Genomic DNA, 24,446 nt, shown 5'->3' with positions numbered 1-24,446 from the left:
GCCGTGGCGTTGTCAATGCTGTTGTGCCGTTGCGCAGTGCCTCTCAGTGTAATGGCTCACTAAGGTCAGGCTGGCGATCGCGGCGGTGACGGCTCTCAGGGTACGCCGCCCCAAGGAAAATGCTTGCCAACCAGCGGCCAAAACTTGCTCCACTTCTGAGGCTGTCCATCCCCCCTCGGGTCCGATCGCCAGATAAATTGGCTGAGATAGATTCATTTGGGGCAAGCAGTCCCACAGGAGCTGTGAGGCATTCAAACTGGCAATGTAGCCCTTGGGGGTGAGGCTGACCATTTCGGCAACGGAGAGGGGATCACTAAGGGTGGGGACATAAAGACGCTCACTTTGCTCGGCGGCCTCTTGGAGAATGCGCTGCCAACGCTGGTATTTATTGGCACTGGGTTGCAGGAGCGATCGCGCTGTTTGAATCGGAATAATACGCTTGACCCCCAATTCCGTTGCCTGTTGCAGCACTTGCTCAAAGTTTGCCACCTTCAGTAGAGCTAGACAGAGCATAATTTCTACACTGAGCTCCGTCTTTTGCTGTTCAGCCTCCAATAATTCGACAGTCTGCCCATTCACACCAAGCGTGCCCCGCCATCGCTGTCCTTGGCCATCCAAAATCGAGATGACATCGTTATCTTTTAAGCGCAGGACATGGCGGAGATAGTGGACTTGCTCAGGAGTGAGCCACACCTGTCGGTCTTGGATTTGTGAGGGTGAGACGACTAACCGCTGGGGCGATCGCATTCAATTTCTATCTAACTGAGACTGCATAGCCACTCCACCAATGTGCGCACAGGGTAGCCCGTCCCACAGGGATTATTGTAGCCATCCTCTTTTTCAGCCCAAACAGGACCGGCAATGTCAAGGTGTGCCCAAGGGGTGTGATCGACAAATTGCTGAAGGAATAGGGCGGCGGTAATTGATCCGGCCGATCGCGGACCGGTGTTTTTCATATCGGCCACTTGGGACTTCATGCCCTCAAAGTATTTATTTTCAAGGGGCATTTGCCAGAATTTTTCACCGGAGCGATCGCTGGCCTTTTGCAGAGCTTGCGCCAATTCTGAATTGTTGCTCCAAAGACCGGCAATATTATCCCCTAAGGCAACAATACAGGCACCGGTCAGCGTTGCCAAATCAACAATGGCATCTACGCCTAGTTTTTCGGCATAGACCAAGGCATCGGCAAGGGTGAGGCGGCCTTCAGCATCGGTGTTGTTGACCTCGATGGTCTTACCGTTGGAGGCGGTGAGAATATCCCCCGGATGCAGGGCACGGCCACTAATCATGTTTTCAGTGGCAGCAATAATAAAGTGAACTTCAATGCCAGCGGGTTTGAGTTGACCGATGACCTTGGCGGTTCCCAAAACGGCTGCGGCTCCCCCCATGTCCATTTTCATGGTTTCAATGCCCCCTTGGGTCTTGAGGTTGAGGCCACCGGAATCAAAGGTTAACCCCTTGCCAATGAGGGCAATTTTCTTCTGGACATTTCCGGCGGGAGTGTAGGTGAGGTGAATAAATTTCGGCGGTAGATCAGATGCCTGGGCCACTCCCAAAAAGGCACCCATACCCAAGGCGGCACACTCATCGCGCTCCAAAATTTTTGCCGTGAGGCCGTAGGTAGCCGCCAATTGCTGAGCCGTTTCCGCAAGGGTGACAGGCGTCACTTCATTGGCCGGGGCATTCACGAGTTCGCGCGCCAAAATCACCCCATCACAAATCTGCTGGGCACGGGTCAAGGCTGCTGTTTGCTCCCCTAAACCCAACAGGCTGACGGATTCTGGATAGGGCAGGAGTTTACGAGCTTCGGGATCCGACTTAAAACGCACATCACTGTGGAGGGCAAGGAGAACTCCTTCGGCAATGGCTTGGGCAGCATCCGCCACTTCTAAAGTCTCATGGGGCAGTGCCATGCCTAATGTTTTTGCGCGTTCACGGCGAGCCGTACGGGCAATGGTCGCAGCAGTGCGGCGCAGGGTCTCTAGGTTAAAGTCATCGCGATTGCCTAAGCCGACAAGGAGGAGTTTCTTAACGGGGAAGTTGGGCAATAGGCGCATGAGCAGGGAGGTGCCAGATTTGCCTTGAAACTCCCCTTCGCTGATGAGTTCTTGTAAGAGGCCATTGAGGCGCTGATCGAGGGTCGTATAGGGATCTGTAAGGGTGAGGGTGCCTTCCGTTTGAAAGACGGCGATCGCCAGTAAATCACCAGACCAGTCTGGAATTGCCGTAGTGGTTGTTTGCAGTTGCATGCCTATGGACGACCCAAAAATCTCTCGACCCCCTTATTTTATCGGGGTTTAGACTTCAGCAGGAACCAAGACACTGCAAAAACTCAAGGGGTAGACCATCACAATCGCGGATAAAGGCGACGTGATAGAGGTGGGAACCAATCACCTGTTGACTAGGCTTCAGGAGTAGCTCAAAGGGCAATTGCTGGGCAGCCAAGGTTTGCGCCACTTGCTGGAGCCAGGTTTCTAGAGGATGCGGATGATTACTGAGATCAAAGGAGAGGTGATAGTAGCCAACATAGTGCTCATCGTGAAAAGGGTCAGCAGCAGGGTGGGGTTCAGGGACTTGCACAAGTTCAAGGCGGGTGTGCCAGCCCTTGAGCCAACAGGCAAGGGTATAGCCCGTGGTAAAGCGGACATCCATCGTAAAGCCTAGGCATTCATAGAAGGCGATCGCCCGCTGAATATTGGCGGTGCGAATGGAAACGTGGTGCAAGCCCATAAACTACTCCTGTTTTGGCCGCAGCCGTTCCGGAAAATCAATAAAGACCCGCTCACCCGCCCTCAGGCCGCTGATAATTTGCGTTTGATCCTGCCAGCTACTGCCGATGGTGACAGGGCGAAATTTTGGTCGATTGTCTTCCCCCACCACATAAACACCTGTTTGGCCACGCTCAACGGCAATGGCCACGGTGGGTACCAGCAGAGCATTGTTAATTTTTTGTCCCAGAAAATCTAAGTCCACATTCATCCCAGAGCGCAGCTTCTGCAACCCAGTAACAAGGGAGACCCGCACCTGAAAGAACGTCACATTTTGCTCCACCACGGCTTCGGGTGCCACTAAGCGCACTCGTCCTTCAAAGGTTTCCCCCGGATAGGCATCGGCACGGATTTCAACAGGTTGCCCCACAAGCACTTGGCCAATGTCCACTTCTGGGACTTCGGCAAGAATTTCTAGGCCTTGGGCTATGGCCACAATTGAGGTGGAAGTGGCAGAGGTCGTGGCAGAGGCGGTGGTGGTGGGTGTCACAAAGGCTCCCGGATTGGCGTACTTCTGGGTAATAATGCCCGTAAAAGGAGCGCGAATCACTGTATCTTCAAGAGCTGCACGGGCAGCTTGGACTTGGGCTTGGGCAGCAGCCACGGCCGCTTCCGCTTGACGGATCTCTTCAGTGCGGGAACCCCGCTGTAACAGTTGCAGACGCTTCTGGGCTTCCTGCAGACTGGCGATCGCGCTATCCCGATTGGCTTTTAATTCATCAAGGGTATCGCGGGGAATCGCACCCTCAGCCGCGAGCAATTCATTGCGTTTCAGGCGTTCTTCTGCCAATTGAGCACGGGTGGCGGCTGCTCGCACTTGGGCTTCGGCTTGGGCAATTTCCTCGGCACGGTTACCGGCAACCACGCGATCGCGACGGGCAATGGCATCGGCGAGGTTGGCTTGGGCTTGGGCAAGTTGCGCCTGCTCATCGCGGTTGTCCATACGGGCGATGATTTGACCCGCCTTGACCTGATCGCCCTGCTCAACGTAGAGTTCGGCGAGAAGACCTGCCCGTTTTGGACTGATATTGACGGTTTGTACAGGGACAACTTTGCCCGTGGCAGCGATGCGAGCGACTAAATCGCGACTGTCTTGAACGGGTACGGTGTAGCGATCTAAATCAAGGGGCGTTTGGCGCGATCGCCACAGCAGTAGGCCACCACTGCCAATCAAACCAGCAGCAATCACCCCAATCACGAGCGATCGCCAAGGGGAAGAAGGTTTACCAACAAAGGGGATAAACGCTGCCATGAATGCCTTACAGTTCTTGGCCTATTCTAACGTTATGTTACAGTGACCCACCGAATAGCAGCATTGACCGTGTCTATTGGTTCCATCTGTCCCTCAATAGAAGCGCAGATGCTATCCTAACCAATACTGTCTATGTCCTTTGCCTATGAATCCTGCACTCTCCCAGATTGGCCAGCAAATGTCCCAACTGACGGGAGTTCGGGCAATCATGAAGGATATTATTGAGACGTTGCGCCTGAATCGCGGTCAAGACCTGATTAACCTGAGTGCAGGTAACCCCCTCATTGTCCCTGAGGTGGAGCAACTATGGCGCGACTGTACCCACGAGCTAATGGCCAGCCCAGAATTTGGCCAAGTGGTCTGCCGCTACGGCACAAGCCAAGGGTATGAACCGCTAATTGCTGCCGTTGTCGATGATTTTAATCGCCGCTATGGTTTGAACCTGACGGAGCGCAATGTCCTTGTCACCCCCGGCAGTCAGGCCATCTACTTCTTTGCTGCCAATGCTTTTGGGGGCTTTAGCGCCAACGGTGAATTAAAGAAAGTCGTTCTCCCCTTGAGTCCAGAATATACGGGTTATGGTGGCGTCAGCCTTACCCCTGATACCGTTGTTGCCTATCGTCCGCGCCTTGAGATTTTTGAAGCGGATCACACCTTTAAGTATCGTCCCGACTTTCAACAACTCCACATTGATGAGACGACTGGATGCGTCATCTTCTCTCGTCCCTGCAATCCGACGGGAAATGTGCTCACGGATGTCGAGGTGCGGCAAATTGCTGATCTCGCTGTCCCCTATGGCGTTCCAGTGTTGATTGATGCTGCCTATGGCCCCCCCTATCCCAGCTTGAACTTTACGGAACTAGCACCCGTTTTTGGCGGCAATATTGTCCACTGCCTCAGCCTCTCAAAAGCAGGACTACCGGGGGAACGGGTGGGGATTGCCATTGGCGATCGCGAGATTTTGAGTGTTCTCGAAGCCTTTCAAACCAATGCCTGTATTCATGCCTCGCGCTACGGTCAGGCGATCGCGGCCTTAGCCATTGCCAATGGTGCCCTAGCCGAAGTATCCGTCAATGTCATTCGTCCCTTTTATCAGCGCAAGTTTACAGTTCTCGAAGAAAACCTACGAACTGCTTTGCCCAAGGATCTTCCTTGGTTTTTGCATCGCGGTGAGGGGGCAATTTTCGCGTGGCTGTGGCTACGGGATTTACCCATGACAGATTGGGAATTATATCAACACCTGAAGCGAGCAGGGGTGATTGTGGTTCCCGGCAGTTCCTTTTTCCCCGGTTTGACCGAGCCATGGCGCCACAAACAGGAGTGCTTGCGTATTAGTCTCACTGCCAGTGATGAGGAAATTGCCCTTGGCATGCAACGGCTCGCCGCCACTATTACACAGGTGTATCAAGAGTTCCCTAGCCGCTCCTATTCTGATGTCCTCGCTTAAGCCCTCCTTCATGGGTAAGTACTTCCTCATTTCTCAATGCGCCGTGACTCCCTCTTTTACCAACTGTTTGCCCAGCTGCCCCAGACACTGTTTGACCTTTTGGGAATCAATCCCCCGCAGGGCTACCGCTTTGACTCCGTGGAGCTGAAGCAAACGGCCTTTCGCATTGACGGCGTCTTTCTCCCCCCTGACCCCTCAGGAACCGTCTATTTCTGTGAAGTTCAGTTTCAGCGGGACACTACCTTCTACGAACGCTTCTTTGCTGAGATTTTTCTCTACTTGCGCCTGTACCGCCAAACTTTCTCTGATTGGCAAGCGGTGGTCATTTATCCCCATCGCCAAGCCGAACAAGTTTCCTTTGAACCCTATGACGTGTTGGTCAAGAGCGATCGCCTGCGGCGGGTGTATTTGAATGAACTGGGGTCGCCAGCGGAATTGCCCTTGAGCCTTGCCCTGATGCAGTTGATGGTGGTACCAGAGGCAGAGATGCCCAGAGTCGCCCGATTACTTGCCCAGCGCAGCCAGACCGAAAGAGCGCCAAACTTGGAAGCCATAATAGAGTTAATCACTACCATTGTGCTGTACAAGTTCACCAAGCTGAGTCGGGAGGAGGTGCTGCGCATGCTGGGGTTTACGACGGAGGAGCTGAAGCGGACACGGTTTTACCAAGAGGTCTATGCCGAGGCACAAGAGGAAGGGTTACAACGGGGCTTACGGCAGGGATTACAGCAGGGATTACAGCAGGGATTACAGCAGGGATTACAGCAGGGAGAGGTACTTGTTGTCTTGCGGCAGTTAAGACGGCGGTTTGGCGATTTACCAACTAGTCTTGAAGAGCGCATTCGCCAGCTCCCTCCCCATCAGATTGAAGCGTTGGCAGAAGCTCTCCTTGACTTTGCGACCCTAGAAGACCTGAGGGGCTGGCTCAGGAATCTCGGTTAGGGAGAATCCTCCTTTAGTAAAGACTTGCAAACAAGCGTGAAGGAGGCTCAAGAATCCTGATACAACAATTGATGGAGTTGCAGCCGAACGTCAACCGATTCCTATGAATATTGCTGTCATTGGCTTGAGTCACAAAACCGCCCCTGTGGATGTGCGCGAAAAATTGAGTGTGCCAGAGGATGTGCGGGAGCGGGCACTGCAACATCTATGCGGCTACGCCCATATTCAGGAAGCGACCATCCTTAGCACCTGTAACCGCTTAGAAATTTACATTGTTACTAGTGACACTGAGGTGGGCGTGCGGGAAGTGCATCAGTTTCTCAGTGAGTGGAGTCATATTCCCCTGCCCCAACTGCGTCCCTACCTCTTTATCCTGCTGCATCAGGATGCGGTGATGCACCTCATGCGGGTGGCCTCGGGTTTGGATAGCTTGGTGATTGGCGAGGGGCAAATTCTCTCCCAAGTGAAGCGCTGTCATCAGTTAGGGCAGCAGTACAAGTCCATTGGGTCTATTCTCAATCGCCTCTTTACGGGGGCGATCGCTGCCGGTAAACGGGTACGCACAGAAACCAGCATTGGGACGGGGGCGGTCTCCATTAGCTCAGCGGCGGTGGAACTCGCCGACTTGCGGTTGCAAAATCTCCAGAACTGCCGCATTGCCATTGTCGGTGCGGGCAAAATGTCCCGCTTGGTGGTGCAACACCTGATTGCCCGAGGGGTGAAAGAAATGAGCATTATCAACCGCTCCTTGGAACGGGCACAGGAACTGGCGCAGCAGTTTCCCGAAGTACGCTTTGAACTCTTTACGATGACAGATCTACTGCCGATTGTGGCAGCAATGGATTTGGTCTTTACGGGCACAGCAGCGACACAACCTCTCTTGGATCGCGAGAATTTAGGGTCGGTGCTCACAGGCGATCGCCCCCTATCCATCATTGATATTTCCGTGCCCCGCAATGTCCATGCCAACGTGACAGAATTGGCCTCCGTGCAACTGTTTAATGTGGATGATCTCGAAGCAGTCGTCGCCCAAAACCAAGAGGCGCGACGCCAATTGGCTCAAGAGGCCGAGGGTATCCTTGAGGAAGAATTAGAGACCTTTTTGGCTTGGTGGCACGCCCTAGAAACGATTCCCACCATCCGCAGTCTGCGCCAAAAAATGGAAGCGATCCGTACCCAAGAACTGGAAAAAGCCCTCTCCCGACTAGGCAGTGAGTTTGGTGAGAAACATCAAGGGGTGATTGAAGCAATGACGCGCACGATTATTAACAAAATTCTCCATGATCCAACAGTACAACTGCAATCACAGCGGGATTTAGAGAGTCGTCAACGCGCTATGCAGACCCTCCAAGACTTGTTTAATCTCGAACCCATTGAAGCCTAGGGCCTATGCGCCACGTGGGCGATCGCGGCGAAGCGGTAGTTGTCGCGTGGCTACAAACCCAGCAGTGTCAAATTTTGGCTCAGAACTGGTCTTGCCCTTGGGGTGAGCTGGATATTGTTGTCTGTGATCCGCGGGGAGTGGTGCGCTTTGTCGAAGTGAAAACCCGCCGTTCCCACAACTGGGATTATGATGGCCTTGGCGCGATTTCCCCTAGCAAGCAACGCAAACTCATTTTGGCCGCCCAAGCCTTCCTAGAACGTCAGCCCCAGTGGCAGGATCATCCCTGTCGCTTCGATGTGGCCTTGGTGCGATACCAAGCAGGTACCTATCGGCTGCATCAATACTTGGAGCACGCATTTACGCTGGACGCCACCGATTGAGCACTTTACCAACTCAGGAGTTTTTGCAGGCGATCGCGAATCCAGTTAATCGGACGACTTTGATCCGACTCTTGGCGACTCAGTTGCTGAAGCTCCTGTTGATGTTGCGCCAGGACATCCTGACGGCGGGCGATCGCCACCGCAATCTCATCAGCAAGGGAAGGATGTTCTTTTAGCAACTGTTCAAATCCCTCCCGTGGTAAGACAAACAAGACCGTATCCGTCATTGCCATCATCGTTGTTGGGCAGGCCACCCCCAGCATCAGTGGTAGCTCGCCAAAGTGCTCTCCCGGATTAAACGTCATCATCGGCTTGAGTTCGCCATTCTCTTCATAGACCGCCGCCATCTGCCCCTGCAATACGATGTAGAAGTTACTGATTGCCTCCTGAGCACGGAACAAAATTTCCTTCGCTGCCAAGTGCTTGCGGTAGCCCGATTCAATGAGAAAGCGTAATTGCAAGTCATTCATGCACTGAAAATAGCTCACCTGCTGAAGCAGCGACTTTAAGGAGGGCGTTGCCGGTGCCAAGGGCATGCCTACCGTTTCGGCTGGCTCACTGAGGGGAGAGAGCGCTGGCGCATTGCGGATCCAGATGTCCCGTTGCGGGAAAGGAATCGAGATATTATGCTGCCGAAAGTAATAATCAATCTTGAAATTGAGACTGCTCTTGATGAACACTCGCCGCTCAATGGCATCCGTCCATACCCAAAGTTCAAACTCAAGCGCCGAATCGCCAAATTCACGGAAAATCACCCGAGGGGCTGGCTCCCTGAGGACATCTGGTTCAGAATGGGCAATGTTGAGCAAGACTTCCGTCACCAAAACTGGATCTGTCCCATAGGCCACCCCAATGGGAATATCAATACGACCGCGATGGGTTTCGTAGTACCAATTCAGCACCGGACTATCGGCAAGGTAGGTATTGGGCACCACCACATTTGAACCGTTAAAGGTTTGAATCACCGTGGCTCGCATCGAGACTTCCTGAACGTAGCCGCTGATGTTTTCAATTTCCACAAAGTCGCCGACACGCACTTTGCGCTCAATCAGCAGCGTCAGGCCACTGATGAGATTGCGGGTGACATCCTGCAAACCAAAACCAATCCCCACCCCCAAGCCACCAATAATCACCGCAAGGGAATCGAGATTAATCCCCACTGCTTGCAAAACAATAATGTAGCCCAGTGCTCCCCCGGCACCACTCATCACAGTGGAAATGGCCTCCCGGTTGCCTAAATCCAAACCAAGGCGCGGTAGGAGTTGATTTTTCAGCACCCCCTTGAAAAAGCGCGCCAAAATGGCAACGAGGATGAGCAACAGCACCACTTGAAACAGCCAACGCAGGGAAATCGTTTCCCGCCCAAGGCGAAACAACGGTGCATCGGCAATACTAACGAACGATGACCACAGTTCAATGACTTGGGATGGCATTCTCCACAGTCTCCTCAGGGGTTCACAAACTTAGACAGTGCCTAAGCTAACCCCCTCACTTTAGCAGGGGGCGATCGTCAACTGAAGGAACTTTCTCGCGCCATTAAGTGGCGATATTTTGGTCATCAAAGGCTTGGGTGCAGCATATCCCACAATAGCCAAAGGGCGATCGCCAAGAGACTACTGCCGGTCAGTGTTTGTAATCGTTGTTCTGAGAGGTACTGTGATAGCCAGCGACCAATCAATACCCCAATCAAACTAGTGGTTACTAAGGCCAAAGCTGCTCCCAAAAACACCAACCAAGGGGAGGCAGCGCGGGCGGCCATGAAAAATACAGCAATTTGAGTTTTATCGGCAAATTCAGCCAAAAAAACGGTTAAAAACGCAACCCCGAACTCTCGCCATGGCAACGCGCGCTTGATCACCGACTGCCCTCTAGGCGTCCGTCATTTCCTCAACCGTCTCGGTGGTTTTCGTCTCTGGGCGATTCTCCGTATTTAGGCGGCGGCTGTAGCGACCCGAAGAACGCTTGCGAAACTTGCGAGCATAGGCTTGGTTACGAAGAGCTTTTTCTTTCTTGGGATTGCGGCGTTTGGCCATGCTTACCTCAATGGTGGGGTGGTCTCAGCACTCAACAAAAATTAAGGACAGAAACTTTATTGTATCGGAATTTTTCCCCTAGCACAAGAAGCCTGTGATCGAAAAAACGGTGACTATACCCCCTCACAAAAATGAGAAACCCCCTAAGCTTTCACCTAGGGGGAGGAGGAGTCTTGTTCTGGCAGAAAGTTGCCAATGGGCGGGACTATTTGGTTTCCGAGAACTCAGCGTCAATCACTTCATCATCACCGCCACTACCACTGCTACCGCTGCTGCTGGAGCCAGTTCCATCACTGGACTGCGCACTTTGGTAGACACTGGAGCCAACGCTGTAGAGGGTTTGTTGCAGATCCTGCATCAGCGATTTCACCCGTCCAAAGTCAATGGACTCAATGGGTTTCTTCTCAGCTTCAGTGCCGATTTCCGATCGCAGGTTAGCAATGAGGGAGGTGAGGCGGTCTTTGTCGTTGGTCGAGACTTTGTCACCTAATTCGGATAGTTGTTTCTCCGCTTGATAGCAGAGTTGCTCCGCTTGGTTTTTGGTCTCAATTTTCTCGCGTTTGGCTTTATCGGCAGCGGCATTCATTTCCGCTTCGCGCACCATGCGTTCCACTTCATCCTTAGGCAGCGTTGAGGCGCCGGTGATGCTAATGGACTGCTGTTTGCCGGTGCCTTTGTCGCGAGCGGTGACGTTGAGGATACCGTTGGCATCAATATCGAACGTGACTTCGATTTGGGGCACGCCACGGGGTGCCGGCGGAATGCCATCCAAACGGAAGGTACCGAGGCTCTTGTTATCGGCGGCCATTTCCCGCTCCCCTTGCAGGACGTGGATCTCCACATTGGTTTGACCATCAACCGCAGTAGAGAAGACCTCAGATTTTTTCGTCGGGATCGTGGTGTTGCGGGGAATAATTTTCGTCATCACGCCACCAAGGGTTTCCACCCCCAAAGACAGCGGTGTGACATCGAGGAGAAGAATGTCTTTCACTTCCCCTGCCAGCACCCCAGCTTGAATAGCGGCACCCACCGCCACGACTTCATCGGGGTTCACACTCTGGTTGGGGTCTTTGCCCAATAGCCGTTTGACCAGCTCTTGGATGGCAGGAATGCGAGTGGAACCGCCGACGAGCACCACTTCATCAATCTGCTCTTTGCTGAGTTTGGCATCCCTGAGGGCTTGCTCAACGGGTACGCGACAACGGTCAATGAGGTCAGAGCAGAGTTCCTCAAATTTGGCGCGGGTGAGCGTCATGTCGAGGTGCTTAGGCCCATCCTGCGTTGCAGTAATGAAGGGCAGGTTAATTTCCGTTTGCATGACGCTGGAAAGTTCAATCTTGGCTTTTTCTGCCGCTTCCGTCAGCCGTTGCAGCGCCTGTTTGTCTTTGCGCAGGTCAATGCCTTCTTGGGCACGGAAGGACTCAGCCAAGTAGTCCACAATTTTCTTGTCAAAGTCGTCACCACCAAGGTGGGTGTCCCCGGAGGTGGCGAGCACTTCAAAAACGCCATCACCGACTTCAAGGATGGACACGTCAAAGGTACCACCGCCAAGGTCAAAGACGAGGATGGTTTCATTGGCTTTTTTATCTAGGCCATAGGCCAAGGAAGCGGCGGTGGGTTCGTTGATGATCCGCAGCACTTCAAGACCGGCAATTTTGCCAGCGTCTTTGGTGGCTTGGCGCTGCGAGTCGTTGAAGTAGGCGGGCACAGTAATCACCGCTTGGGTGACTTCCTCGCCAAGATATTTGCTGGCATCCTCTTTTAGTTTGCGCAAGACTTGAGCAGAAATTTCTTCGGGGGCAAACTGTTTGCCAAGGGCAGGGCAATCCAGCTTAACGTTGCCATTGACGTTCAAAACTTTGTAGGAGACCTCGGTGGCTTCGTGGGTCACTTCATCAAAGCGACGGCCAATAAAGCGCTTCACAGAATAAAAGGTATTTTCGGGGTTCATCACTGCTTGCCGTTTGGCAATTTGACCCACGAGGCGATCGCCATTTTTGGTGTAGGCAACAACGGAGGGCGTTGTCCGAAACCCTTCAGCATTGGCAATAACCGTGGGCTTGCCCCCTTCCATGACGGCCACACAGGAGTTGGTGGTCCCCAGATCAATTCCGACAACTTTTGCCATAGCGACGAAAACTCCCTTTGCAGGCTAACTTCGATGCGGGGCACAGCACCCATATTGGGCTTAACCCTCTCTCCTTCCTATAGTGCGATCGCTGCTGCCATGAGCAAAAGGGGGATTTACCGAACCTAGAGCGGGGGGTGAACCGCGTAGGGCAAGGGATCCCCTAAACCCAGCTCGGCAAAGGCCGCTAAACGCAATCGACAGGCATCGCAGCGACCACAGGCCTGTTGGTCATCGCTGTAACAGGACCAAGTTTTTTCCCAAGGAACGCCGTACTCATTCCCCAGACGAATGATGTCTTTTTTGTGAAGTTCAATGAGGGGGGTGACAATTTCAATGGGCTGGCCTTCACGCCCCTGTTTGGTACCCAAGCGATAGACCTCCTGCATTGCGGCAATATAGTCGGGGCGACAGTCGGGATAGCCAGAGTAATCGAGGGCATTGACGCCAATGTGCACAGTTTGCGCCCCTAGGGCTTCGGCATAGGCAAGGGCAACACTCAAGAAAATTGTATTGCGGGCGGGGACATAGGTAATGGGAATCTCTTGGCTCATGGTGGCCAGATCGCGATCGCGGGGCAAGTCAATCGTCAAATCAGTCAAGGCAGAGCCGCCCCATAACTGCAAATTCAAGGAGAGGATTTGATGCTGAATCACCCCCGCGGCACTGGCAATGGCGATCGCGGCTTCTAATTCCCGCCGATGGCGCTGCCCATAGTCAAAGGAAAGGGCATAGCAAGCATAACCCAGTGCCTTGGCACGAAATAACACCGTGCTGGAGTCTAACCCCCCTGAGAGCAACACGACGGCCTTTGGTGTCGTCATCATAGCTGTCTATCAAAACCTTTACATTTGGCAATGCTGTGGTAGCATCTTTCTGAAAATGTTCATTCTGTGAGTTTCTACTTACGGCGGGCGATCGCCAACACCAAGCCCTTCCCCGGTTGCGTAGAGGAGTGAAATAACTAGACATGAGTTCTGCCGTCCGTCCCCAGCCCGAACCACTGCGCATTGGCGTCATCGGTGTTGGCAACATGGGTCAGCACCACACCCGTGTTTTGAGTTTACTCAAAGATGTCGAACTTGTGGGCATCTCTGACGTGAATCTGGAGCGGGGCATTGATACCGCTAGCAAATATCGGGTGAAATTTTTTGAAAACTATGTTGATTTGCTGCCCCACGTTGAGGCGGTGTGTATTGCCGTGCCCACCCGTCTCCACCATGAAGTAGGCATTACCTGCTTGCGCCACGGGGTACATGTCTTGGTGGAAAAACCGATTGCCGCCAGTATTAGTGAAGCAGAATCCCTCGTCAACGCAGCAGCGGAGTGCCAGTGCATCCTCCAAGTCGGACATATTGAGCGATTTAACCCTGCATTTCAAGAACTGAGCAAAGTTCTGCGCACGGAGGAAATCCTTGCCCTTGAAGCCGATCGCATGAGTCCCTACTCCGATCGCGCCAATGATGTCTCAGTGGTTCTCGACTTAATGATTCACGACATTGACCTGTTGCTGGAACTCACCAATTCCCCGGTGGTGCGCCTAACGGCCGCCGGCAGTCGCTCTGCCAACTCTGGGTATCTGGACTACGTGACCGCCACATTGGGCTTTGCCAACGGCATTATTGCCACCCTCACAGCCAGTAAAGTCACCCACCGCAAACAACGGCGCATTGCTGCCCACTGCAAAAATTCCCTCACGGAGGCAGATTTCCTGAAAAACGAGATTCTCATTCACCGCAAAACCACCGCATCGTGCAGTGCCGATCATGGCCAAGTCCTTTACCGCCAAGACGGTCTCATTGAGAAGGTCTATACCAGCAATATTGAACCTCTCCATGCCGAGTTGGAGCACTTCGTCAACTGCGTCCGTGGCGGTCAACCCCCCTCGGTGGGTGGGGAGCAGGCACTCAAAGCATTGCGCTTGGCCAGTCTCATTGAGCAGTTAGCCCTTGATGGCCACAGTTGGGGACAGTTGGATGCTTCCTTGGCGGCACTGATTCGTTAGCACGCATCGCCCTCGTTTCCTTGCGCTAGGGTAGTAAGTACAGCAGCGAGGGTTGTGTCAATGACGGATCTGGAAGGTTGTGCCTTTTTGGCAGCCCAAGCAAAGGTGAAGTCCTATCTCGCCTACTGGTTTCAGCTGGGCAAACGGCTGTGTATTTGGGGCGGAGCGCATACGGTGCTGCCGCAACCTGTCCTTCAGGGCGATCGCTACAGTCAAGCCTTTGAGGCCTGCTGGGCCTATGTGATCTCTGGTCAGGCAGGAGACTGCTTTCTTGAGGACACGGCGGAGACGATTACGCAACTCTTGAGCGACTGTTGGGACATTACCCCCTGTGCTCGCTGCCAAATGCCTGTGCCTCTACCCTGTCATGGGTTACCCCCTGTACACTGTCCCTGTGCCAGTCTGCCCAATTGGCCGAATTTTGAGTTACCGCTGCCCCGCAGCCCCATTAATCCCCGCACTCACCTATTGTCACTAAAAAAACGCCTCAGTCTCTAATGTGTGGGATTTCCCCCTACCCCCGATTGTTGCCCCTCAATGGCAGGCGCCACACGACAATCTCACCTTGTATTCCCATGCGCTGCATCTTTGGTGGTTAACGCTTCCCCCTGATGTGCCCCGTGAGGTTACCCTGCGCGCCTATTTACGACGCTATCAGCCGAATCTTGGCGAGAAGCCTCTACCGCGTACCGCTGGGGGTAAGCCCTATTTGGATGCTTTGGAATTTAACTGGAGCCATAGTGGTAACTTAGCAGTGTTGGCTGTGAGTGGCCGGGCGGCTGTAGGGGTAGATGCAGAGATCTTGCGCCCCTGTCCTCAGCGTTCAGCCATTAGTCGGCGGTTTTTTGGGGCGGCTCTGCAACAAAGGATATTAGAGGGGAGCGATCGCTCGTTTCTCCAGGCATGGACATACTATGAAGCGTGGCTCAAGGCTCAGGGGATCGGGGTATGGCAGCGAACAGCAGCTCAGCCTTTAGAACATTGGGCAGTCAGTTTCCCCGTGGGCGATCGCGCCATTGCCAGTGTTGTTGTGCTAACGCCAACGCCGCTCCAGTGTGTTTTTTTTCGGCCAGAAGTAGTGGGATAAATGAATGTTCACACTTGAAAACGGCGTAGATGTTCCAAGATACCCATCGACGCTTTAACCTGCTACTGCTGACCATGAATAGATGAGATGAGGCTGCCACTCACTGGGGGGCTGTTGGGTGTAGGCTTGGCGATCGAGAGCCATCGGTAGGTTGAGCATTGGATCGCTGCCTGTCGCTACGAGAAACTCAAATCCCTTGAGAGTGGGCCATTGGCAAAATTGCCGCAGCAGGGTTTGCACCGCAAGCACATAGGGGTGTTCCGGCTGCTGATACCACTGGCGATCGGCCACATGGGGTTGGTCAAAGCCAAAGTGAACAATCAGGTCAGGATGTCCAAAGATGGCCTGGGCAACGGGCCGAGCTTCTTCGCGCACTAGCAAATGGACGCCTGCGGCCAGATGACGTATTTTTTCCAACCGCTCATAGCGATCGCCCGCATCTAATTGCAACTCCTGCCAGCGAAAGGCCACTGTGATCAGGTAAGTTTGTAGCAGCAGATGCCCCAGTTTCTCCGCCTTAGTCGTCAAGTAGGGGGTGTTGTAGGGCGTCGCTTCAATCAGCAGGGGCACCCGATCCACCACTTCGAGGCCATAGCCCTTGAGGCCAGCAATTTTACGGGGGTTATTGGTAATCAGGCGAATCTGCTTCACTCCCAAGTCATTGAGCATTTGGGCGCCAACACCATAGTTACGCAAATCCGCTGGGAAGCCGAGGTGCTCATTAGCTTCCACGGTGTCCATCCCTAAATCTTGCAGGGAATAGGCACGTAGCTTGTTGACTAGGCCAATGCCACGACCCTCTTGGCGCAGATAAACCACCACACCGCGTCCTGCCGCGTTAATCATTTTCAGAGCCGCTTGCAGTTGCATCCGACAATCACAGCGCAGTGAACCGAGGGCATCGCCCGTCAAACATTCAGAATGAACGCGCACCAGCACGGGTTGCTCGCTAAACGTGGCAGGATCTCCTTTGACAATGGCGACGTGCTCCGATTGATCGAGGGAATTGCGATAGCCATAGATTTGAAATTCACCGAACTCCGTCGGTAGCTTGGCCACAGCTTCGCGGCAGACAAAACGCTCATGCTGGAGACGATAGCTAATTAAGTCGGCAATGCTAATAATCTTCAGTTGGTGGGTGCGAGCATATTCAATGAGTTGGGGCAGCCGCGACATGGTGCCGTCGGGATTTTGAATCTCACAGATGACCCCCGCTGGGTAGAGACCTGCCAACCGTGTCAGATCCACGGCGGCTTCGGTATGGCCGGCTCGCTTGAGAACCCCCCCAGGGCGCGATCGCAGAGGGAACACATGGCCGGGGCGACGTAAATCTTGAGGCTGGGTCGTCGGGTCAATGAGGGCTTGAATGGTGCGGGCACGGTCTTCGGCGGAAATGCCTGTGGTCACGCCCCAACGGGCACCGGCATCAACACTCACCGTAAAGGCAGTTTGGTTGCTATCGGTATTTGTTGTTACCATCAAGGGCAAATCCAATTCATCGAGGCGATCGCCCTCCATGGCGAGGCAAATCAGTCCTCGGGCATGAACCGCCATAAAGTTAATCATGGCTGGGGTCACACGCTCAGCGGCACCAATGAGATCCCCCTCATTCTCACGATTCTCATCATCCACCACGACGATAACTTCACCCCGCCGCAGGGCATCCAACGCAGATTCAATGGAGTCAAACACAGGCACATCCGCCAAGGCAGTTCCTTCCAGAATTTTTAAGGCTCCTTATTATTAAGTTACAGCCTTTTTCACGAGGATTGGGTGCCCGCAGCACTAGCAGGCAGGATTGCACCAACTTTTCAAGATAGTATTGAACAGCGTACGATCTCCTATGAAAACCCATCTGTGGCTCTTTCCCTTGTGGAAATGCTAAAAACCTCGTCATCATAGTGAAAGGTTTCACCAGCCAATCTGCTGCATGTCTCATCTATTGCTCATACTGGTTATCATTGTTGGTGCGTTAGTCCTCGTGGGGTTAGCGCTTTATCTCCTGTTTCCTCGCAAGTACGAGTCTGCCCGCTCTGTCGCCGAGTCCTATGACGACTGGACCAATGACGGCATTCTTGAATTTTACTGGGGTGAGCATATTCACCTTGGCCACTATGGTTCGCCCCCCCGTCCCAAGGACTTTCGCCAAGCAAAGGCAGATTTTGTCCATGAAATGGTGCGCTGGGGGGGTCTCGATCGCCTGCCGCCGGGAACAACGGTTTTGGATGTCGGTTGCGGTATTGGGGGCAGTGCTCGCATCCTTGCCCGTGACTATGGCTTTCACGTGACGGGAATTACAATCAGCCCTGAACAGGTACGCCGGGCGCGGGAACTCACTCCTGCCGATCTCAATGTGCAGTTTCAAGTGGATGACGCTCTAGCCTTGTCATTTCCAGATGCCAGCTTTGACGTGGTTTGGTCAATTGAGGCAGGCCCGCACATGCCCGATAAACAGCAGTTTGCTAAGGAATTACTCCGTGTCCTAAAGCCGGGGGGGATTCTTGTGGTTGCCGATTGGAACCAAAGGGACGATCGCCAGCACCCCTTGAACCTCTGGGAGCGGCTCATTATGCGGCAGCTCTTGGATCAATGGGTACACCCCGCCTTTGCCAGTATTGAAGGCTTTGCCGAAGCCCTTGCCGCAACGGGTTTAGTGGCTGCAGAGGTGATCACCGCCGACTGGACGCAGGAAACGCTCCCCTCGTGGCTAGATTCGATTTGGCAGGGAATTGTGCGACCAGAGGGGCTGATTCACTTTGGCCTACCGGGGCTAGTGAAATCTTTGCGGGAAGTACCCACCTTTCTGTTGATGCGGCTTGCTTTTGGCATGGGACTGTGCCGCTTTGGCATGTTTCGCGCTGTGCGAGCCGAAGTTCCCGCTATTGCTCTAAACTCAACTGCCGAGAAATAATCGGGTACATCATGCCCCAAATGGCCGGCTGTAGGTCCTTGAGGGCGTGATCACTGTCTAATTCCACTCGACTCACCCAAGGGCGGCCTTCACAGTAGCGACGACTGGCTTCGATGGGAATCACCTCATCTTGAAGACCATGGAAAATGAGGGTGGGCACAGGCCGCTGCAGCTGGCGATCGTCGTACTCCAGTAAATCCTTGGCAAAGCCATAGCTAAGGGGCAGCAGGCGTTCTTTGGTGTAGTGATACACCTCCAGCACACCCGTTTCTTGCCAGCGGCGGTATTGATCGCCCAAGCGCGGCAGCCAATGGATCGCAAACTCAAAGGCAGGAGCAAGAAGAAAGAGTTGCACCACTTGGGGATGCTTTTCGGCTAGCCAAGCAGCCGTCAGGCCACCAAAACTGGAGCCAATCAATGTGACGGGTTCCTCTGGGGCGAGCAGCGCTTCTACCTGGTCAATTTGACGACTCAGGGTCAAGTGAAAAAAATCCCCTTGATTGAGATCAGGAATGAGTAGCGGTTGACCGAGTTCCGCAAAGCGATCGCGAAAATACTGAGCTTTACTTGAGCGCGGCGACGAGGCAAATCCATGGAGGTAGAGATATTGCATTGCTCAATAATCCCTTGTGAGGAGCGGACATATTTTTGTCGCACTTTGTCAATAATCTTAACAAATTAGCCCTTTAGCCATAGGTTGTTCAAGGGTGATCATTGAAAATAATTCAGAATGCTGATCAAACAGCTCAACAACAATTCCTTATTTTGAAGGAACTGTTACAGTTTCTCACAACTCGCATCAACACCGCGATTTCAATGCTACGATGCCGTTGAATCTGGCTACAGCCCTTTTCGCAAGGAGGGCAAACGCTCAAAACTGCGAAAGCCCTTGGGAGAAGATTGCATCCCCTTGATGTATCCCATATCCAAGAAAAGGGTTGTCTCTGGCCGATCTTAAGGATGAAAACGTGAGAGATTGAGGATCGAACGCATGACAACACTCACTGGGCAACCCCCGCTCTATGGTGGCAGCACCGGCGGCCTCCTCAGCGCAGCGGACACCGAAGAGAAATACGCCATCACCTGGACAAGCCCCAAAGAGCAGGTTTTTGAAATGCCGACGGCTGGGGCTGCGGTTATGCGTGAAGGGGAAAATCTTGTTTACCTTGCCCGTAAGGAGCAGTGCCTTGCCCTAGCCGCTCAGCAACTGCGTCCCCGCAAAATCAATGACTACAAAATCTACCGCATTTTCCCCGATGGCGAAACGGTGTTGATCCATCCCAAGGATGGTGTTTTCCCTGAGAAGGTGAACCAAGGGCGTGAAGCCGTCAACTCGGTGCCCCGCTCCATTGGCCAAAATCCCAATCCCTCGCAACTGAAGTTCACCGGCAAGAAGCCCTACGATCCATAGGTCGGTGCTGAGCTATCTCCTGATGACCCCCTATGGATCAACCATGGGGGGTATTGATTTTAAAGTAACGTTGTGATTGAGCAGTGCTGCTGTAGAGGTTTTTAACTCATCGGGATTCAAGAGTGCTGCCGTAGAAGCCTTTAACTCCCCATGGGTTTGGCGCAGGGTTCTCAGGTTCTGCACAAGGGTGAGGATCGGCTCAATGGCTGCCTTGGCATCGGCATACCCCTGTGCTTGCAGGGCGGCAATGCGATCGCTCCGGAAATCGAGCAAGCTTTCTAGACTCCCCAGTACAACCGTGTTTGAAGTATTCAGCACTGTCTGTGGTCGAATCTCAATGATCGTCAAATTAGGGAAGTCATAACGATTCCAAGGCACCCCATCCTCAAGGTGAATGACAATGGCATGGGTACAGCCCCGCTGCGCCAACGCTCCCAAGGGCACATTATCCTGAAGTGCCCCATCCACATAGGTTTGACCATTGACCTGTCGCTGCGGAAAGGCCAAAGGAATGGCCGCACTCGCCAGCAGCAAGTTCAATAACGTCTCTGGGTCATCCATATCCTGTGCCCGCAGCCACTCAGCTTTTGTGCCTGTCCAAACGCGACACATGTCAATCAATGTCATCAACAGGTTATAGCCCAGACCCGGAATTTGCAATGAGGGAAAAACCGTTACCCAAAGCTCCGTACCCCGTTTCAGTTGGTTGTAGTTTACATAGGAGCGCACAAGTTCTTCGATCGGGCGCGGGTCAAAGACGGAATGGCATTTGGGGAGAATCCCCGTCACTGTCAAAAAAGTATTGATCCATCCCCCAAATTCAGGTAAGGCAGATTGGATGCCATAGCTGATGAGAATGCTGAGCCAGTTGGGGTTGGCGGAGATGATATTGGCGGCACCAATCTCACGCCAAATCTCCTCGAGCTTGCTCACACCCCGAGCCAATTGCTGGGGATAGCTGGCAATGATGGCGCCATTGAGGGCACCGATACTGGTACCTGCAATAATGTGCGGTTCAAATCCCTGTTCAGCGAGGTAGCGCAGTGCCCCCACTTGGTAAGCCCCTTTGGCACCACCACCCGTGAGTACTAAACCAACTTTTGAACCAGTGTTTAGCATAATCACTCCTTGGATTTCAGAGACTGGAGGGAATGCAACGTTGCAGCGGCAGTTTCATGAACAATCCGTTGAATGACTTCTTTGGCATCTAGGGTATAAGGAGGGTGCTGAGGGACAAAGGAAGGCTGCTGTTGGCAGTATAGTGCTGACATATTGTGCAGCAAGGGATAGGAGTCTGAATAGCGGCAACTCGCCAGAATGTCGTAAACGATCTCTGTATCCTCTTGTGCTGTTGCTTGCCGAGTTACTTTTAGCAGCGTTGCGGTACTGAAGAAATGCTTGGGTAAGTCGTGCCGCTGGTGCGCCAAAATTTCATTCACCAGTAGGTCGCGATAATAAGTGACTTGTTGTTCAAGTTCTAGGTAGGCAATGGAACTGTTGTAGATTTCGCGGGCTAAAAATAGGATTTGGATAGCCCAAGGGAGATCGTGATAGCTTTGGCCACTTCGCCAGAGAGAGAAAATGCGATCGAAATCTTCCCGTGCCGTCACTCGCCGTTCAAGGGTAGCAATGCGTTTCTCTTGCTCTTGAAACTTGCGATCGCAGGTCTCAATTAAACTATTCAATAAACTATTCAATGCCTGCGTGTTGTGATTAAGCTCCTCACGAGTTTCTCGGAGAGAGTGCTGCGTAGCTACAAGACATTCACGAGTTTCTCGGAGAGAGTGTTGCGTAGTGACAAGGGCATACTCATTAAATTGCAGCTTTTCAATCAGTTCATTGGTAATGCTCAGTAATGCTTCCTGTCCTCGGGTCAAGTTTTGGGCAAGAAGGGTATCTTGCTGGTAAGTGCGACCTGTTAAACTATCCAGTAGCCTACCCCAAAAACCTCGATTGGCGCGATACGCTATCAAAGACTGATTCGTGTGAATGCTGTTAGCTAAATCAATCAGTAGTTGATCATTGGCAAGAGGGATTCGCTCTTCAATGGCTGAGTAATTCATAGAATCTACAACGCAAAAAGTACTTTAATCGACATAAATAAATCGGCATCATCTGCAGTCAGGGAGTACTGGGGGCTAGGTTAGCATAAAAGATAAAAAGTGTTGACACTGTACGGCAAGGAAAGCTAAATTAATCACTGATTAGAGGAATTTGCTGGTGAATCGCAGGAAGAACCATAATTTTCCAGAACTTCCTCTACTCGACGCGAATAAATTGGAATATCACACTTCGCTTTTTGAGCATCCTCCTCGAGTTGCTCTAGTTGCTTCATCACTTCTTCTTTTTCAACAGCAGACTTTCTCTGATATTCTTGGCTCTCAATCAGGGTTGTTCGATAATCCTTGAGATAGCTACTGAGATACTCGATGTATTGTTCTGCTTCTACTTTAAAACCGTTTTCTAAATAATTATTAACTTCTTGTTCTATTTGATTCGCTTGGGTGTCTATTTGTCGATTGATTTCCTCAACGACTTTATTGAGATAGACTACATATTCTTGAATAGTCTCTGTATAAATTTCATACACTTCCTTAGGAATTAGCCAAAGCCAGTGCCACCAAAATCTCTTTTCCACTTTTCGAAATTTATTGACAGTCCTAGTTAAAGGTTCGGGTCGAAGTTCAGAATTGCCAAAACTAGCCTTTGAAACCTGAAAATCAGGAAGGCTTAATTGCACATTAAAAGTCATCTGGAGTCGTTCTCTTGCTTTTTCTAGGATAGGCTGAGTTTCTTCCTCTATTTCTTTCTTTAATCCAAGGATTTTTTCTCCTACAAATTTTTCAATCTTTTTCTGGGTATCACCAAAAAACTTTTCTGCTTCTTGTGAAACTAGGTTAAATATTTTTCCCTGAAAATCTTCAGCGTCATGCCTTGAGCTAAAAGGAATCCTTAAATGATCCTCACGAGACTTGTCGTTGGTTAATTTGTGTGCAAAGTCTGTGAGAAAAAGCATTACTTTTTTGAGAACATCAGCCTGCTCATACTCTTTTTGAGAAAAAAGATGACTAACGTCTGCTCTTGCCTTGTTCTTCAATTCAGAGACTTCACTGGCAATCTGATTCTTAATTTCTTTTTGATACTCCTCGATAATATTCAAAAGATTAGCCGAATTTTCAATTTTCTTAATATCTTGATTTAGTTGCTTAATTTCATCCTCAAGTGTATCTAGGGTTGCTTGATAGCTTCTTTTTCGCAAATTAATGTCTTCAAGAAGCTTATGAATAAAGCCGTGAGTGATGTTTAGAGATTCTCTGATTACTTTCGGTGCAGCAATTTTAATGAGTTCACTAATCACTTTAGTGAAAAACTGATAAAATCCTGAGCGTTCATACCACTGCTTTCTAGCTTTCTTAGTAAACGCGTCTTTGTCAATATCTTCTAAGTCTTCTTCCCAGTCATCCCCAAGAATTTCTCTTGCCAAATCTCTGGCTTCAGGTCGAGTCCGCCAGTCTTCTCCTAAGTCATGCTGCTTCAGGAAACGAGCAGCACAATAGGCTCGTTGGGCAGATAGCTCAAAAACATGAGAGCTAGGAATTCTAAATTCCTGCTGCACAAACTCCCGCACTTCTGCAGGAGTCATATCCCCTGTGCGTCGTTGATCAACTTTGTTTACGAGGGCATAGATATTTTCAGTTCCACCACGAATCTCAGCAATTGCCTGAACGGTTTCTTGAACACTTTTAGCCGCTTCAGTCTTGAGTTGGGTAAAGTCTAGGACAACCAAAATGAGACTACTACGCTCAAGTTGTTCAGCAAAAATATTCTTGATTTCTAAGTTCTCGCCTGCTTCGTTAGGACCTGGAGTGTCAATAATCACAAGGTTGCCCAAAGCGGTGTTGATAGCCTCGCCTTCAGAGGTAAAAGGTGCTACTCTGATCTGGGGTAGCTCCCGCATCCGCTTTACAGGGTTGTAGGCAGGAACTATTTGGCTGGCTAAACGTACCAAATCATTCATTAGTTGCAGGGCTTCACGCACACTTTCGACACCTGTTGTTTCTTCTTTGAACAAAGTGCCGTCATTCCTGATAATGTTTTCAAATGTGGTGTAAAGATGAGGATATTTCTGTAACTTAGCTTTAACGTTGTCACAATTCCTATTGTATTCTTGGCGGATTTTCACCGCTGCCTTTTTGAATAAAGCGAGGGTTTCTTCGGGGACAAAGAGAACAGGTTCAGGGTAGTTTGTATCTAAAACGATTTCCGTTGCAGTAGCGGTCATGGCAGTATTGCGGGCAGGCAAAAGCGGTTGACCGACAATTGCATTGATAATCGTGGATTTGCCGGCTTTCATGGGGGCGACCACGGCCATGCGTAGAGCCATTTCCTCAACGTTGGTGAGGGCTTGCCGAATCGCTGCTGTACCTGAAAATTCTGTTTTTTCTTGAGATGAATCCCTCTCTGCTGTTTTATGGAGGCTGTTGTAGCGTTCAACAATGCCAACGGTCTGTTTCAGCAAATGAATGACATCCTGGCGCAAGTTTTCTAGTAGGGTCTCACTTGGCTGAATGTCTTGGGGAATGCCGGGGGGGATAGTCGTAGCCATACAATCAGCAATTAAGAGCAATTAAAAGAGAACTGATGCCTATGGTAGCACAAAGAATAAAAACTGTTGTAATCTACAGCTCTTTCCTAAAA

General features: G+C 51.7%; 23 protein-coding genes. 9 read left to right on the top strand and 14 right to left on the bottom strand.

The genetic code is table 11. The features are described 5' to 3' along the window. Positions 1–12 precede the first annotated feature (12 nt). The 4 genes from M0646_RS07335 to M0646_RS07320 are packed head-to-tail and all read right to left on the bottom strand — an operon-like array spanning position 13 to position 4,020. Positions 13–747 carry a 16S rRNA (uracil(1498)-N(3))-methyltransferase gene (locus tag M0646_RS07335; protein ID WP_286625142.1) on the bottom strand — a complete coding sequence of 245 codons (735 nt, stop codon included), beginning with the start codon at positions 745–747 and terminating at the stop codon, positions 13–15. Positions 748–758: 11 nt separating this feature from the next. After that, a complete protein-coding gene (locus tag M0646_RS07330) occupies positions 759–2,249 on the bottom strand; it encodes a leucyl aminopeptidase (RefSeq protein ID WP_286625141.1) in 1,491 nt (496 codons plus the stop codon). Positions 2,250–2,304: 55 nt separating this feature from the next. Beyond that, positions 2,305–2,724: a VOC family protein gene (locus tag M0646_RS07325; RefSeq protein WP_190278324.1), complete on the bottom strand. Its 420-nt coding sequence runs from the start codon at positions 2,722–2,724 to the stop codon at positions 2,305–2,307. A 9-nt stretch (positions 2,725–2,733) separates the two neighbouring features. Then, on the bottom strand, positions 2,734–4,020 hold the full coding sequence (locus M0646_RS07320) for an efflux RND transporter periplasmic adaptor subunit (protein WP_286625138.1): 1,287 nt from the start codon (positions 4,018–4,020) through the stop codon (positions 2,734–2,736). Positions 4,021–4,165: 145 nt separating this feature from the next. Between M0646_RS07320 and M0646_RS07315 the strand changes: the two genes are divergently transcribed. The 4 genes from M0646_RS07315 (at position 4,166) to M0646_RS07300 (ending at position 8,173) form a co-directional block, all read left to right on the top strand. Then, positions 4,166–5,467, top strand: coding sequence for a valine--pyruvate transaminase (locus M0646_RS07315; RefSeq protein WP_149819513.1), 1,302 nt, complete (start codon positions 4,166–4,168; stop codon positions 5,465–5,467). 36 nt (positions 5,468–5,503) lie between these two features. After that, a complete protein-coding gene (locus tag M0646_RS07310; RefSeq protein WP_286625136.1) occupies positions 5,504–6,409 on the top strand; it encodes an Rpn family recombination-promoting nuclease/putative transposase in 906 nt (301 codons plus the stop codon). A 103-nt stretch (positions 6,410–6,512) separates the two neighbouring features. Continuing rightward, positions 6,513–7,793 carry a glutamyl-tRNA reductase gene (locus tag M0646_RS07305; protein ID WP_206200238.1) on the top strand — a complete coding sequence of 427 codons (1,281 nt, stop codon included), beginning with the start codon at positions 6,513–6,515 and terminating at the stop codon, positions 7,791–7,793. A gap of 5 nt (positions 7,794–7,798) precedes the next feature. Continuing rightward, complete coding sequence (locus M0646_RS07300; RefSeq protein WP_149819506.1) at positions 7,799–8,173, top strand: YraN family protein; 375 nt, start codon at positions 7,799–7,801, stop codon at positions 8,171–8,173. Positions 8,174–8,178: 5 nt separating this feature from the next. Here the strand turns inward: M0646_RS07300 and M0646_RS07295 are convergent, their stop codons facing one another. The 5 genes from M0646_RS07295 to queC all read right to left on the bottom strand — a co-directional run bounded on the left by M0646_RS07295 (position 8,179) and on the right by queC (position 13,161). Next, positions 8,179–9,606, bottom strand: a complete 1,428-nt coding sequence (locus M0646_RS07295) for a mechanosensitive ion channel domain-containing protein (protein ID WP_286649462.1) — start codon at positions 9,604–9,606, stop codon at positions 8,179–8,181. A 125-nt stretch (positions 9,607–9,731) separates the two neighbouring features. After that, the gene (locus M0646_RS07290) at positions 9,732–10,031 is read right to left on the bottom strand and encodes a TMEM165/GDT1 family protein (RefSeq protein ID WP_149819503.1); all 300 of its coding nucleotides are present in this window, start codon (positions 10,029–10,031) and stop codon (positions 9,732–9,734) included. 10 nt (positions 10,032–10,041) lie between these two features. Further along, positions 10,042–10,206, bottom strand: coding sequence for a hypothetical protein (locus M0646_RS07285; protein ID WP_011057571.1), 165 nt, complete (start codon positions 10,204–10,206; stop codon positions 10,042–10,044). Between the two features lie 205 nt (positions 10,207–10,411). Continuing rightward, positions 10,412–12,334: a molecular chaperone DnaK gene (dnaK, locus tag M0646_RS07280; RefSeq protein WP_149819501.1), complete on the bottom strand. Its 1,923-nt coding sequence runs from the start codon at positions 12,332–12,334 to the stop codon at positions 10,412–10,414. A gap of 125 nt (positions 12,335–12,459) precedes the next feature. Continuing rightward, a complete protein-coding gene (gene queC / locus M0646_RS07275) occupies positions 12,460–13,161 on the bottom strand; it encodes a 7-cyano-7-deazaguanine synthase QueC (protein WP_149819499.1) in 702 nt (233 codons plus the stop codon). A gap of 143 nt (positions 13,162–13,304) precedes the next feature. Between queC and M0646_RS07270 the strand changes: the two genes are divergently transcribed. From M0646_RS07270 to M0646_RS07260, 3 genes are read left to right on the top strand one after another with little or no spacing between them, the layout of a single operon-like run. After that, positions 13,305–14,339, top strand: coding sequence for a Gfo/Idh/MocA family protein (locus M0646_RS07270; protein ID WP_149819497.1), 1,035 nt, complete (start codon positions 13,305–13,307; stop codon positions 14,337–14,339). 60 nt (positions 14,340–14,399) lie between these two features. Continuing rightward, positions 14,400–14,837: a hypothetical protein gene (locus M0646_RS07265; protein WP_226971906.1), complete on the top strand. Its 438-nt coding sequence runs from the start codon at positions 14,400–14,402 to the stop codon at positions 14,835–14,837. Between the two features lies 1 nt (position 14,838). Further along, complete coding sequence (locus tag M0646_RS07260) at positions 14,839–15,426, top strand: 4'-phosphopantetheinyl transferase superfamily protein (RefSeq protein ID WP_286625126.1); 588 nt, start codon at positions 14,839–14,841, stop codon at positions 15,424–15,426. Between the two features lie 54 nt (positions 15,427–15,480). Here M0646_RS07260 and ribBA read toward each other — a convergent pair whose 3' ends face one another. Further along, entirely contained in the window at positions 15,481–17,124 is a 1,644-nt protein-coding gene (ribBA, locus tag M0646_RS07255; RefSeq protein ID WP_286649995.1) for a bifunctional 3,4-dihydroxy-2-butanone-4-phosphate synthase/GTP cyclohydrolase II, read from the bottom strand. A gap of 232 nt (positions 17,125–17,356) precedes the next feature. On the opposite strand from ribBA, the gene M0646_RS07250 reads away from it, so the two are divergent. Further along, on the top strand, positions 17,357–18,337 hold the full coding sequence (locus M0646_RS07250; protein ID WP_286649461.1) for a methyltransferase domain-containing protein: 981 nt from the start codon (positions 17,357–17,359) through the stop codon (positions 18,335–18,337). Here the strand turns inward: M0646_RS07250 and M0646_RS07245 are convergent. Then, positions 18,306–18,950: a YqiA/YcfP family alpha/beta fold hydrolase gene (locus M0646_RS07245; RefSeq protein WP_286649460.1), complete on the bottom strand. Its 645-nt coding sequence runs from the start codon at positions 18,948–18,950 to the stop codon at positions 18,306–18,308. The genes M0646_RS07250 and M0646_RS07245 overlap by 32 nt on opposite strands. Before the next feature lie 378 nt (positions 18,951–19,328). On the opposite strand from M0646_RS07245, the gene M0646_RS07240 reads away from it, so the two are divergent. Continuing rightward, positions 19,329–19,748, top strand: coding sequence for a photosystem I reaction center subunit II PsaD (locus M0646_RS07240; protein WP_149819488.1), 420 nt, complete (start codon positions 19,329–19,331; stop codon positions 19,746–19,748). Positions 19,749–19,778: 30 nt separating this feature from the next. On the opposite strand, the gene M0646_RS07235 is transcribed toward M0646_RS07240, so the two are convergent. From M0646_RS07235 to M0646_RS07225, 3 genes are all read right to left on the bottom strand, one after another. Further along, positions 19,779–20,867, bottom strand: coding sequence for a patatin-like phospholipase family protein (locus M0646_RS07235; RefSeq protein WP_149819486.1), 1,089 nt, complete (start codon positions 20,865–20,867; stop codon positions 19,779–19,781). Positions 20,868–20,869: 2 nt separating this feature from the next. Further along, positions 20,870–21,811, bottom strand: coding sequence for a diguanylate cyclase regulator RdcB family protein (locus M0646_RS07230; RefSeq protein ID WP_286649459.1), 942 nt, complete (start codon positions 21,809–21,811; stop codon positions 20,870–20,872). Between the two features lie 134 nt (positions 21,812–21,945). Further along, entirely contained in the window at positions 21,946–24,354 is a 2,409-nt protein-coding gene (locus tag M0646_RS07225) for a dynamin family protein (protein WP_286649458.1), read from the bottom strand. Positions 24,355–24,446: the final 92 nt, after the last annotated feature.

Origin of the sequence: Thermosynechococcus sp. B3 (genome assembly GCF_030323045.1) — a bacterium.
Classification (GTDB): Bacteria; Cyanobacteriota; Cyanobacteriia; order Thermosynechococcales; family Thermosynechococcaceae; genus Thermosynechococcus.
This window is presented reverse-complemented; position numbering and strand designations above follow the sequence as displayed.

Coding starts and splice junctions, on each gene's coding strand:
- M0646_RS07250 (WP_286649461.1), top strand. CDS start 17,357: ATGTCTCATCTATTGCTCATACTGGTTATCATTGTTGGTGCGTTAGTC.
- M0646_RS07315 (WP_149819513.1), top strand. CDS start 4,166: ATGAATCCTGCACTCTCCCAGATTGGCCAGCAAATGTCCCAACTGACG.
- M0646_RS07305 (WP_206200238.1), top strand. CDS start 6,513: ATGAATATTGCTGTCATTGGCTTGAGTCACAAAACCGCCCCTGTGGAT.
- M0646_RS07240 (WP_149819488.1), top strand. CDS start 19,329: ATGACAACACTCACTGGGCAACCCCCGCTCTATGGTGGCAGCACCGGC.
- M0646_RS07310 (WP_286625136.1), top strand. CDS start 5,504: ATGCGCCGTGACTCCCTCTTTTACCAACTGTTTGCCCAGCTGCCCCAG.
- M0646_RS07330 (WP_286625141.1), bottom strand. CDS start 2,249: ATGCAACTGCAAACAACCACTACGGCAATTCCAGACTGGTCTGGTGAT.
- M0646_RS07245 (WP_286649460.1), bottom strand. CDS start 18,950: ATGCAATATCTCTACCTCCATGGATTTGCCTCGTCGCCGCGCTCAAGT.
- M0646_RS07285 (WP_011057571.1), bottom strand. CDS start 10,206: ATGGCCAAACGCCGCAATCCCAAGAAAGAAAAAGCTCTTCGTAACCAA.
- M0646_RS07265 (WP_226971906.1), top strand. CDS start 14,400: ATGACGGATCTGGAAGGTTGTGCCTTTTTGGCAGCCCAAGCAAAGGTG.
- M0646_RS07225 (WP_286649458.1), bottom strand. CDS start 24,354: ATGGCTACGACTATCCCCCCCGGCATTCCCCAAGACATTCAGCCAAGT.
- M0646_RS07300 (WP_149819506.1), top strand. CDS start 7,799: ATGCGCCACGTGGGCGATCGCGGCGAAGCGGTAGTTGTCGCGTGGCTA.
- M0646_RS07235 (WP_149819486.1), bottom strand. CDS start 20,867: ATGCTAAACACTGGTTCAAAAGTTGGTTTAGTACTCACGGGTGGTGGT.
- M0646_RS07295 (WP_286649462.1), bottom strand. CDS start 9,606: ATGCCATCCCAAGTCATTGAACTGTGGTCATCGTTCGTTAGTATTGCC.
- dnaK (WP_149819501.1), bottom strand. CDS start 12,334: ATGGCAAAAGTTGTCGGAATTGATCTGGGGACCACCAACTCCTGTGTG.
- M0646_RS07320 (WP_286625138.1), bottom strand. CDS start 4,020: ATGGCAGCGTTTATCCCCTTTGTTGGTAAACCTTCTTCCCCTTGGCGA.
- M0646_RS07335 (WP_286625142.1), bottom strand. CDS start 747: ATGCGATCGCCCCAGCGGTTAGTCGTCTCACCCTCACAAATCCAAGAC.
- M0646_RS07230 (WP_286649459.1), bottom strand. CDS start 21,811: ATGAATTACTCAGCCATTGAAGAGCGAATCCCTCTTGCCAATGATCAA.
- M0646_RS07270 (WP_149819497.1), top strand. CDS start 13,305: ATGAGTTCTGCCGTCCGTCCCCAGCCCGAACCACTGCGCATTGGCGTC.
- queC (WP_149819499.1), bottom strand. CDS start 13,161: ATGATGACGACACCAAAGGCCGTCGTGTTGCTCTCAGGGGGGTTAGAC.